The following is a 10,397-nucleotide window of genomic DNA, read 5'->3' on the forward strand; positions in this document are numbered from 1 at the left end:
TGGCATTGCCAAATTATCTGGGGAAGCCTGCGATTTTACGCGAGGTCTGGCGATCAGGCGTGCTTTTCGGCAGCGTAGCCGAGTCACAGGTCCAACGCATCGGCCCTGGCATTGCGGTATGGGATTGCAGAAAGGCGATAGCGGTGGCGCCGGAAGATCGCGTTGATCTGGTCGTGTGCGGCGAGAAATCGTTGCGCCTGCCTTGGTGACGTGACCCGGCCCATGATCTTCTCTCTTCGTCGGCTCGTGCGGTGCGATCCCTCGATACGGTTGTTCGGACCCTTGTGCGTCCGATGATCTGCGCGCGGTACCAATTGGGAAATCGGCTTGATGTAACTGCGCAGCCTGTCCGTGACGACGACACGCGGCGCGCCAAAACGCGCGATCATCCGGAGCAGAAAGCGCCTTGCCGCCTTTGCGTTCCGGCTTGGCTGAACAAGGACGTCGCGCACATCGCCGTTGGCATCGATCGTACGCCAGAGCCAGTGCTTCACACCGTTGATCGGGACGACGACCTCGTCGAGGTGCCATTTGTCCGTCGGCCGTGGCCGGTCGCGGCGGATGCAGGCGGCAAAATGCGCACCGAAACGATTGACCCAGAGGCGGATCGCCTCGCGGATGACGATGACAGCCGCTGCGGCAGACGACGGGGTTTGTGGAGAGCCTGTTGGCTCTGAGCGGGTTTGACTGGCCAGTGCCGGATTACACGACGCTCTGCCGCAGGCAGAAGCACCTGAAGGTGCAGGTCCCGTATCGGGCATCATCCGGTCCCCTGCATCTGCTGGTGGACATCGAGCCGGCAAGCGCCACCGGTTCGAGCGAACCGGCGAGGGGGGATCAAGTTTTCGGGCGAAGGCGAGTGGCAGGTCCGCAAGCACGGGGCCAGCCGCCGTCGCCAGTGGCGCAAGATTCACATCGGTGTTGATGCTGATACGTTGGAAGTGCGGGCGGTGGAGATGACCAGTAACCGTATCGGCGATGCGCCCGTTCTGCCCGACCTGCTGGCGCAGATCCCGGCTGAAGAGCGGATCGGCAGCGTTACCGCCGATGGCATTTATGACACTAAGGGGTGCCATGCCGTCATCGCGGCCCGAGGTGCCGATGCCATCATCCCACCAAGACGAAATGCCAGAGACTGGAAGGGCCATGATCCCGGCCTGCAGGCCCGCAACGAAGCGCTACGTGCCTGCAAGCGGTTCGGCCGGGCCAACTGGAAGAAGTGGTCCGGATATCACCGACGAAGTCGCGTGGAGGCCAAGATGAGATGCGTCAAACTCCTCGGCGAGCGCATCATGGCCAGAGACTTCGACAGGCAGGATGCAGAAGTTCAGATCCGCATCGCACTCATGAACCGCTTCACATCGCTCGGCACGCCCGAGACCGTCCGCATGCGCTGAAGATAGCCGGGAAAGGGACAGGTGCGGGCTCAATCCGAATAACGCAACAAAGCCGTTTCCGACCCTGCAGTGCAGCATCCCCGAAGCCAACACTGATCGGCGGAAAGCGATAGATCAATTCACCGGCGCATAGTCGCTTATTTGCGTCGTGGAAGCCGTCGCGGATTGGACACACGCCAGCCACGATAATGGGGGTGCTCATGAAGGTAGTAGTCAATCGCGCGGCTTGCGGTTTCGCGAAATCGGTCATTGCTCCAGAGTGAAATTATGGCTTTTCGCTTCAATCTGCCCGATTGTTTGGATTTATCGTATATCCAGCCAAGGTATGGATCTAGCTTTTCAGTCGATTTTCCTGGTCGCTTGTGCCCATGAGGAACGGACGGAAACCAGTCATCATCGAAGGGATGAAAATCCCAACTAATTCCTCCAACAGCGATAATTAAGTGCGCTACAAAGCCGTCGGGATCGTCTTTCGATGACTCCTCCACTGATCGTTCACCATGACTGTCACTTAACTCTGATTCTTCCTGCGCCAGCCAATCATCCGTCAATTCGGTGTAGTCATTCAGCCAGTCGTGGCCTTGTAAGATTTCATTCGCAAAGATCGTGGCTCCACCCGCTCGATCTCCGAGGGATGAAAGGACTGACAGTCTTTCTAAGAAGACTTGCTTGCCAATGATGCCGTGGTGATAAGATAGTAGTGTCAGGAGAAAGTAATCTTGCGTTGCTTCACGGGATAGGAACTTCGTCATAAGTTACTTCTATGGGCTAAGTTTTAATTGGCAAACAGAAAGGTATTTATTAATACTTTCAAACATAGACATATCCTTAGGATTTCTTTCTTCTCGGGGATATCTTGAGGGTTATGCCCGTATTGGCCGTGAATCTCATAGTGTAACTGTCCACCTTCATCGAATAAGTTGAGATTCCCAATTCTCGCATTCTTGCTATTATTTCATCTGTGTCCTTCTGTGAAGTGCGTGATCCGATATAAACGGCGGTCACGCACTTAATGTTTTTGTAGTCAGCCGTTCCGGCCTTGGGAGTTACGATGCGCCATTCTCGCTCGGGCGACCACCGCGATGATTTATGAGACAACGCTAAGCGCGCACGATCATGTGCTGACGCGTTGTTATGGACAAGCATCGGTGCTTCTTCGCTATAGTTCATCTTTATAAGGTCAATGTCTTCATCAAGGCCAGACAAGAGGTAGCTTGTTCTGTATGAAATGCATATCCCGTTGAAGTTACCGGCATAATGCGCCCACATTGTTTCATGGTTTTTGATCTCTGAAAATGAAGCCACGCCGACTTTATCAATTTCCCGCTTTGCATTAGAGAGTGATCCCTCTTTTGAGTTCTTTGTGATCTCCTTTAGCAATGCGCTAAACCTATGGGTACCCTCCATTGGATCGTTTAGTTTGCTATGGAGTCCGCACCAGAAATTCGCGCCCTCGATGCAGCGCATTTCTCGATCAAGATTATCTATGTTTCTATACCTATAAAGTCTTGGGGGTTGTGAATAGTTTGAAATTTTTGCCATTGTACAAGTATATTTTGATTCCACCCTGTGCAATAGTGGCCTGAGCATTGTCTGATGTAAATATATTTGTAGTGGTTCTGGAGTGGCGGAGATCTCGGCACTGTGTAAATGGTTCCTATCTTAAAGTACGAAGATAGCGGTTCCGTATGCGGAGCCGTGCTGTTGCGGCCCCACTTCCCGCCCTGCATGGCGAGGGCGCAGCGCCGTTCCAGCGTGCTATCTGGGTGGTCGCTTTCTGATTTTTTCCTGGAACCAACATCTTTTACTGATGTCAGTGTGCATTTCTCCATCTCGGCTGACCGGTGCGGCCTATTGCTGAAACTTGCGCGAACGGCTGCTTCGACAGAGTTGCTGCAGTCGCCATGCCGCGCTGCCGTCAGTCGGCTTTCCGCCCTTTGCAACCTTGTAGGCGTTTCGGTGGTGCTACTTGCTACCGACAGCGTGTCCGGCCATGCAAGTCGTTGGCCAAGCAATTGCTTTTAACTCATCATGTTCTGAGCGAGCTTGCAGGCGGAGTGGTGTGTCATCGGGACCGCCGTTGATTTTGTTGCTGCCTCTAGAAATTTCCTGAATTCGGCACCGCGCTAGTGTGGGGCACTGCGTATCCCGCGTAGGTGCGCTCCATATCTCCCGCTATCGGGCCGCGTGGTCATCCGACTGGTAGACGGTCGGGCCGTGCGGCCACTGTCAGTCAGTATCGGGCTGGGTGCCGACCTCCCGACACGGGCGAGGAGCCCGTTTCGCCATCTGACGCGGGACGCGCCTGTAGCGTGACGCGATCCGGCCAGGGGTTTTGCCCGTCGCGCAGCCAGGTCAGCGTTTCACGCCAGAAACTCCGCGCATGGCTGTCGTGGAACAGGTTGAAATGACCGATGCTCTGCCGCCCGTAATCGGCGGGATGCAGCAGCACGGCGGTGCGATCCGCGCCGGTGTAATACCCAAGGGTGCGATGGATGGCGGGAGGGGTTCCCAATTCGTCATCCGAGACCCCGACCGCGAGGATATCCGCGCGGACAGAAGCCATGCGTCGCGTTACCTCCGACCTTTCCGCAACCGGATGCGACAATTCGAAACGCATGCGGCGGAAGGCCCATTCATGGGCGACCCCGGCTGGAAGGTCCTCCAGCCACCCAAGGCGCCGGCCGGGGAAATAGCCGCAAAGCGATGCAAGCACTGGCATGGCAATATGCCATTTCAGCAAGAGCGCCAGTCGCCGCCGGGGGGCGTAATCGCCCCACCATGCATATTGCGCGCCGATGGTGAGAAGCCGGTCGATCTGCTCCGCTCCTGCCGCGAGGCCGGGAAGGAAGCCGCCGATGCTGTGCCCCACCACGATCAGCGGGCCGCCTCTGCGCCCGGCCATGAACGTCAGCGCCGCCGCGAAGTCCTGCGTTCCCCAGTCCTGCCAGCGATAGCCACACCCGCGCAGATCCGCCGGGCGCGACAGTCCAATGCCGCGATAATCCCAGGTCAGGACGTCGAACCCGTGCATGGCAAGAAAAGCCGCATAGCGGTGATAATACTGCGCGAGCACGCCGGTGGCCGGGTTGATGATGACTCGGCCTTCACGCATTGCCCGGGCGGGCCACAGATGACCATGCAAGCTTACCCCGTCGGCGCATTGGAGCGTGACGGGAGCGTTCGGCGGGGGTTGATGATCGCAACTATGTTCCATGCGCGCCAGCTTAGCAGCGGGTCGGATTGAGTATATTCACTGGTCGGTATATATTTGGCCATGGCTAGGCTGTCTTCCCCCACCCGCGACCGCATCCTCGACGCTGCCGGAAAGCTGTTCTATGCCGAGGGGCTCCGCGCCGTCAGCATGGACGGTATCGCCGAGGCGGTGGGGGTGACCAAGCGCACGCTCTATTATCATTTCCGCAGTAAGGACGATCTGATCGCCGCCTGGCTCGAGATGCGGGACCAGCCCAATCTGGCCGCGTTTCAGCACTGGTTCGCGCGGGCGGAGGGCGATGTGGCCGACAAGGTCCAGGCCATTTTCGACCAGTTGGCCCGTGCCGCACGCCGCCGGACCTGGAAGGGCTGTGGTTTCTTGCGGGCCTCGGCGGAACTGGTCGACCTACCGGGCCACCCGGCCATTGTAGCGGCGCGCGCGCACAAGAACCGGGTCGAGGCCTGGCTGTGTTCGGTGCTGCGCGAGGTGGGGGACGATGTGATTTCGCAGACGCTTGCCCGCCAAGTTATCCTGCTGCTGGATGGTGCCTTCGCGGTCGTCCTGCTGCACCGTGACCCGGAATACTTCGAGGTCGCCGGAGCGGCTGCCGCCGCTCTGATCCGCAGGGGGTGCCATGAGATCCTGAAGGAACAGCGCCGGTCATAAGCACGAAAGGTAATGTCAGACTCCAGCGACGAGGCGCAGTTCGGCATGAAATGCGTCAGGTGCACATTCCAACGCTGCGAACGTCAGTTCTCTGGCACCATCGATCACTTATGTGCACAAGCGAGTGCCTGGAATACGGAGCGTATGCGAGGTCAGTCAGCGACCTTCTTCACGAACTGCGACTTTAGCCCCATCTGGCCAATTCCCGGGATTTTGCAGTCGATGTCGTGATCTCCGTCCACCAGTCGGATGCCGCGTACCTTGGTGCCTACCTTCACCACGGAAGAAGATCCCTTGATCTTCAGGTCCTTGATGACGGTGACGGTATCGCCGTCATGCAGCACATTGCCCACGCTATCCCGCACCTCCCGCGTATCTGTGTCTCCAGCCGAACCTGGCTGCCACTCGTGGCCGCATTCCGGGCAGGTCAACAGCGTGTCCGCCTGATAGGTATAGGCGGATTTGCATTCTGGGCAGGGGGGCAAGGTATCGGTCATGGTTTGGCAATAGCGCTATAAGGATCAAAATGCGAGATGCGCATGTTCGGGCTTCCGCAACATCGCCTCGTGTCTCTGGCTACAGGGCACCCCTCTCGAATTCAGTTGGTGGGCGGTTCCGGCTTCAATGTCCCGTCAGTGGATCGAGATGATCCCGTCAACAGCTTTCCATTCTGATGGCCTGATCAGGTGTTGATGCGCGACGCGCACGGAGTGCAGCGGGCCGTGGAGTTTTGCTTCCCAGAATTCCAGAAAGCCTCGCAGCTCCGGGAACTCCGGAGCAAGATCATATTCCTGCCAGACATAGGTCTGGAGGATCCCCGGATGATCGGGCATCCGGTAGTGGATTTCCGCAGTTGTGAGGCCGTAGCCTTCAAGCTGCATACGGAGCTCGCATCCGTGAATACGGGTCATATCATCCTCCTTCGTTTGATAACCCGGACAGAGGCATGCTGTCCCGGCCAGAGCGAATTTTCAAGATGTTGGGGCGGTGCTCGCGATTTTTTGTCGGGGGAATACAGTCTGTTAGCAGCGACGGGTTGCGAGTGATTTTTTTTGACCTGACCCCTTGAAACCTCTTTTGGGGTTACAGAATTATATGGCGCGCGACGCCTCACGGGTCGCGCGGCCCCGCTCTGGGCCCGGTCTTTCCGGGCCGGTCCGGAGCGGTGGAACCTCTCAAAATCTGTTTGTCCAAGAGGAGAACGATATGACGTTCCGTCCACTGCATGACCGTATTCTGGTCCGCCGTATCGACGCTGAAGAGAAGACCTCCGGGGGGCTGATCATCCCCGACACCGCCAAGGAAAAGCCCCAGGAAGGGGAGGTCCTGGCTGTCGGCTCGGGTGCCCGTGATGACAGCGGCACGCTGATCCCGCTCGACGTCTCTGTCGGGGATCGCATTCTGTTCGGCAAATGGTCCGGTACCGAGATCCGGCTTGATGGTGAGGATCTGCTGATCATGAAGGAAAGCGATGTAATGGGTGTCATCGACCAGCCCGCCGCCGCGAAGAAGGCCGCCTGAGGCCTTCCCCTGCAATCCAGTCGAAGAAACTGCCTGTAGAGGAGAAATCAGAAAATGACTGCGAAGGAAGTCAAATTCCACTCTGACGCCCGTGAAAAGATGCTGCGTGGCGTCGATATCCTTGCCAATGCCGTGAAGGTCACGCTTGGCCCCAAGGGGCGCAATGTCGTGATCGACAAGAGCTTCGGAGCTCCGCGCATCACCAAGGACGGTGTATCGGTCGCCAAGGAAATCGAGCTTGAGGACAAGTTCGAGAATATGGGCGCGCAGATGGTGCGCGAGGTTGCCTCCAAGACCAATGATGCTGCCGGGGACGGCACCACGACGGCGACGGTTCTGGCGCAGGCCATCGTGCGCGAGGGCGCGAAGGCTGTTGCCGCCGGCATGAACCCGATGGATCTCAAGCGCGGCATCGACAAGGCGGTCGAGGCCGTTGTCGGCGAGTTGAAAGCGAATGCCCGCAAGGTGACGAAGAACGACGAGATCGCTCAGGTCGGCACGATTTCCGCAAATGGCGATGCGGAGATCGGCGGTTTCCTGGCCGAGGCGATGCAAAAAGTCGGCAATGAGGGCGTCATCACGGTTGAAGAGGCCAAGACTGCGATCTCCGAGCTCGAAGTGGTCGAGGGCATGCAGTTCGACCGTGGCTATCTCTCGCCCTATTTTGTGACCAATCAGGACAAGATGCGGGTCGAGCTGGAAGACCCGTACTTGCTGATTCATGAGAAGAAGCTCTCGAACCTTCAGGCGCTCGTCCCGGTCCTTGAGACGGTGATCCAGTCCGGCAAGCCGCTCCTGATCATCGCCGAGGACGTCGAGGGTGAGGCTTTGGCGACCCTGGTTGTGAACAAGCTGCGCGGTGGTCTGAAGATCGCGGCGGTCAAAGCGCCGGGCTTTGGTGATCGTCGCAAGGCGATGTTGCAGGATATCGCTATCCTCACCGGCGGCACTGCGATCAGCGAGGAGCTGGGCATCAAGCTGGAAAATGTCACGCTCGATATGCTCGGCCGTGCGAAGAAGGTCGTCATCGACAAGGACAATACGACCATCGTCGATGGGGCAGGCACCAAGGCCGATATCGAGGCGCGCGTCAGCCAGATCAGAGCTCAGATCGAGGAGACCACCAGCGACTACGACCGCGAAAAGCTGCAGGAGCGGCTGGCAAAACTCGCAGGCGGCGTTGCGGTGATCCGCGTTGGCGGTGCGACAGAAGTCGAAGTGAAAGAGAAGAAGGATCGCGTCGACGATGCGCTCCACGCGACCCGCGCTGCCGTCGAGGAGGGCATCCTTCCCGGGGGTGGTACGGCGCTTCTGCGGGCGGCGAAGGTTCTGGACAGTATCGCGACCGAGAACGCTGACCAGAAACACGGCATCGAGATCATCCGACAGGCCATCGAGGCCCCGGTTCGTCAAATCGCGGCCAATGCCGGTACCGAAGGGGCCGTCATTGTCGGCAAGCTGCGGGAAAGCTCTGAACCGACCTGGGGCTGGAACGCCCAGACCGGTGAGTTCGGCGATCTCTATGCGCAGGGCGTGATTGACCCGGCAAAGGTGGTCCGGACTGCTCTGCAGGACGCAGCTTCGGTTGCGGGGCTTCTCATCACCACCGAGGCGATGATCGCAGAAAAGCCGAAGAAGGAAACAGCGGCTCCTGTTCCCGCAGGCGGAATGGACTTCTGAGGTGAAAACCAGACGGCCTCGCCCCAGGTATGGGGCGAGGCCACTGACCTTCGCGCCGAGGTCGCGTCCCGGAGGTTCGAATACTTACTGCCATAGCCCCGCAGTCTGACTGCGGGGCTATGGTCATCCTGACCTTCTCCTCGACTCCTGAGGCTGCCCGCTTGCCTGGTCACGCAGTGCTGCGGGTGGCGTTTGTCGGTGAGACAGGCAGTACACGCTTGAGAATGTCGGCCAGAGTTACGACGCCAGCGACGCGGTTTTCACTCGCAACCACCGCCAGTTGCACGCTTGCTGCGCGCATATTTGCCAAAGCCTCGTAGATCGGTGTTTCGGCTTTCAGGATGAATGCCGGGCGCGCCAGGCTGGCGGCGGGGATCTTGTCGTCCTTCAGCAGGAGGTCCCGCACATGGATGACGCGCGGTCCGCCGGTTCCGCCAATGAGCAGGCGCATATGCGTGGATTTCGAGGCGATTTCGCGGACCTCTGCCACGGTTGCGTCTGGTTTGACGGTGGTCACGGAATGGCCGGCTGCGATGATGCTCTGGATGGGCATGGTGCCAAGGTCGATCAGACCGGAGAGCTGACGGCGCAAGCCAGGTTCCAGCGCGCCGACCTCGGCGGAATGCTCGACAAGCTGGCGGATCGTGGCCGCGTCCTGTCCTCCTACTGCGGCGCTTTCAACCGGTTCGACGCCGCTCGCCCTGACCAGACGGTTGGCGATGTGGTTGATCCAGCGCAGCAGCGGGCGCAGCGGCCAGATATAGGCCTGCGCAAGGAGGCTGATCGACATTGCCGATTTCTCGGGATTGGCAATGGCCCAGGACTTCGGGGCCATCTCTCCGACCACCAGATGCAGGAAGGTGACGAGCAGGAGCGACAGGAAGAAGGAGGCGCTTTCCGCCAGCCAGCTGGCGGCCCCCCATTCAAGGAGGAGCGGTCCAAGCGCGTAATGGACCGCCGGCTTGGTAATGGCGCCAAGGGCAAAGGTGCACAGCGTTATCCCGAGTTGCGCGCCGGCCAGCATCAGGGTCAGGTCATTCATGCCACGCAGCGCCGCACGGGCGGAACTGCTGTTCGGGGCCAGCTCTTCCAGCCGGTGCCGCCTTGCGCCGAGCAGCGCAAACTCGATGATCACAAAGAAGGCGCTGAGGATGATCAGGGCGATGGTCGCGAGGGTAACAACAAGCGGGTCTGTCATTAGTCCTGCTCCGGCTCTTCGACAAATTTGACGCGCACGAGGCTTGGGACATGGCGCGCGATACGCAGGACATTCACCTCCAGCCAGCGGTGGATCGGCGCTTCGGAGACAAGATCGGCACCCTCGGTGGGCAGATCGATGCGAATGGTTTCGATCTTGGTAGGCAAACGCCCCAGTTGCGCGATGAGCAGCCCGGAAATCGTCTCGAAATCGCCTCGGGGCAGGTCATGATTTATGGCCCGTTCCACCTCATCCAGGTGAACGTCGCCTTCCATCACCCAGACATTTTCGGCTTCTTCCCGGACCGGGGAGATTGCATTTTTGTCGAATTCGTCGGTGATCTCGCCCACGACCTCCATCGCGATGTCCTCGATGGTGAGCACCCCCGCGAAACCACCATATTCGTCGATGACGCAGACCATCTTGTTGCCGGACTTGACCAGCGTGTCGAGCGCGGCGGGAAGCGGCATCAGGGTCGGCACGATGGAGACTGGCCGCATCACCGATGTGGCAGGCGCGTCAGGCCTGCCTGCATTGATCTGCGGCAGAATGTCGGCCAGATGCACCAGGCCGACGGGCACGTCATCGTCATTGATGACCGGGTATCGTGTGTGCCCGGTGGCCATCACCTTCTGGATCTCTGCAATGGTGGTGTCGGGGTCGATCCAGTCGGCCTGCGCGCGCGGTACCATTGCGTGCTCGACATCGCGATGAGGAA

General features: G+C 59.0%; 10 protein-coding genes and 2 pseudogenes. 4 read left to right on the forward strand and 8 right to left on the reverse strand.

Annotated features, from left to right (window positions below; genetic code table 11):
• Positions 1-83 precede the first annotated feature (83 nt).
• A pseudogene (locus M3484_RS20565) lies at positions 84-641 on the reverse strand (IS6 family transposase); the annotation flags it as partial.
• Here M3484_RS20565 and M3484_RS20570 point away from each other — a divergent pair.
• A pseudogene (locus tag M3484_RS20570) lies at positions 632-1,397 on the forward strand (IS5 family transposase); the annotation flags it as partial. The pseudogenes M3484_RS20565 and M3484_RS20570 sit on opposite strands and share 10 nt — an antisense overlap.
• Before the next feature lie 137 nt (positions 1,398-1,534).
• Here M3484_RS20570 and M3484_RS20575 read toward each other — a convergent pair.
• The 3 genes from M3484_RS20575 to M3484_RS20585 form a co-directional block, all read right to left on the reverse strand.
• Entirely contained in the window at positions 1,535-2,149 is a 615-nt protein-coding gene (locus M3484_RS20575) for a hypothetical protein (RefSeq protein ID WP_249499031.1), read from the reverse strand.
• 76 nt (positions 2,150-2,225) lie between these two features.
• Complete coding sequence (locus M3484_RS20580; protein ID WP_249499032.1) at positions 2,226-2,864, reverse strand: DUF2971 domain-containing protein; 639 nt, start codon at positions 2,862-2,864, stop codon at positions 2,226-2,228.
• 766 nt (positions 2,865-3,630) lie between these two features.
• Positions 3,631-4,512 carry an alpha/beta hydrolase family protein gene (locus tag M3484_RS20585; protein WP_249499033.1) on the reverse strand — a complete coding sequence of 294 codons (882 nt, stop codon included), beginning with the start codon at positions 4,510-4,512 and terminating at the stop codon, positions 3,631-3,633.
• Between the two features lie 162 nt (positions 4,513-4,674).
• Here M3484_RS20585 and M3484_RS20590 point away from each other — a divergent pair, with 162 nt between their 5' ends.
• Entirely contained in the window at positions 4,675-5,280 is a 606-nt protein-coding gene (locus M3484_RS20590) for a TetR/AcrR family transcriptional regulator (protein WP_249499034.1), read from the forward strand.
• Positions 5,281-5,432: 152 nt separating this feature from the next.
• Here the strand turns inward: M3484_RS20590 and M3484_RS20595 are convergent, their stop codons facing one another.
• Positions 5,433-5,777, reverse strand: coding sequence for a zinc ribbon domain-containing protein YjdM (locus M3484_RS20595; protein WP_249499035.1), 345 nt, complete (start codon positions 5,775-5,777; stop codon positions 5,433-5,435).
• 135 nt (positions 5,778-5,912) lie between these two features.
• Entirely contained in the window at positions 5,913-6,191 is a 279-nt protein-coding gene (locus M3484_RS20600; RefSeq protein WP_249499036.1) for an usg protein, read from the reverse strand.
• A 295-nt stretch (positions 6,192-6,486) separates the two neighbouring features.
• Between M3484_RS20600 and M3484_RS20605 the strand changes: the two genes are divergently transcribed.
• Both M3484_RS20605 and groL read left to right on the forward strand, forming a co-directional pair.
• On the forward strand, positions 6,487-6,801 hold the full coding sequence (locus M3484_RS20605) for a co-chaperone GroES (RefSeq protein ID WP_172361203.1): 315 nt from the start codon (positions 6,487-6,489) through the stop codon (positions 6,799-6,801).
• A gap of 54 nt (positions 6,802-6,855) precedes the next feature.
• Entirely contained in the window at positions 6,856-8,481 is a 1,626-nt protein-coding gene (gene groL / locus M3484_RS20610) for a chaperonin GroEL (protein WP_249499037.1), read from the forward strand.
• A 169-nt stretch (positions 8,482-8,650) separates the two neighbouring features.
• Here groL and M3484_RS20615 read toward each other — a convergent pair whose 3' ends face one another.
• Both M3484_RS20615 and M3484_RS20620 read right to left on the reverse strand, forming a co-directional pair.
• A complete protein-coding gene (locus M3484_RS20615; RefSeq protein WP_249499038.1) occupies positions 8,651-9,679 on the reverse strand; it encodes a CNNM domain-containing protein in 1,029 nt (342 codons plus the stop codon).
• On the reverse strand, positions 9,679-10,397 hold a 719-nt coding region (locus tag M3484_RS20620), incomplete at its 5' end, for a transporter associated domain-containing protein (RefSeq protein ID WP_249499039.1). The genes M3484_RS20620 and M3484_RS20615, both read right to left, overlap by 1 nt.

The sequence above is a fragment of the Pseudomonas sp. GX19020 genome, from assembly GCF_023371075.1.
Lineage (GTDB): Bacteria > Pseudomonadota > Alphaproteobacteria > Rhodobacterales > Rhodobacteraceae > Pseudogemmobacter.

Excerpts from the sequence above, each read along its gene's own strand:
- M3484_RS20575 (WP_249499031.1), bottom strand. The coding sequence starts at position 2,149 with ATGACGAAGTTCCTATCCCGTGAAGCAACGCAAGATTACTTTCTCCTG.
- M3484_RS20580 (WP_249499032.1), bottom strand. The coding sequence starts at position 2,864 with ATGCGCTGCATCGAGGGCGCGAATTTCTGGTGCGGACTCCATAGCAAA.
- M3484_RS20585 (WP_249499033.1), bottom strand. The coding sequence starts at position 4,512 with ATGCGTGAAGGCCGAGTCATCATCAACCCGGCCACCGGCGTGCTCGCG.
- M3484_RS20590 (WP_249499034.1), top strand. The coding sequence starts at position 4,675 with ATGGCTAGGCTGTCTTCCCCCACCCGCGACCGCATCCTCGACGCTGCC.
- M3484_RS20595 (WP_249499035.1), bottom strand. The coding sequence starts at position 5,777 with ATGACCGATACCTTGCCCCCCTGCCCAGAATGCAAATCCGCCTATACC.
- M3484_RS20600 (WP_249499036.1), bottom strand. The coding sequence starts at position 6,191 with ATGACCCGTATTCACGGATGCGAGCTCCGTATGCAGCTTGAAGGCTAC.
- M3484_RS20605 (WP_172361203.1), top strand. The coding sequence starts at position 6,487 with ATGACGTTCCGTCCACTGCATGACCGTATTCTGGTCCGCCGTATCGAC.
- groL (WP_249499037.1), top strand. The coding sequence starts at position 6,856 with ATGACTGCGAAGGAAGTCAAATTCCACTCTGACGCCCGTGAAAAGATG.
- M3484_RS20615 (WP_249499038.1), bottom strand. The coding sequence starts at position 9,679 with ATGACAGACCCGCTTGTTGTTACCCTCGCGACCATCGCCCTGATCATC.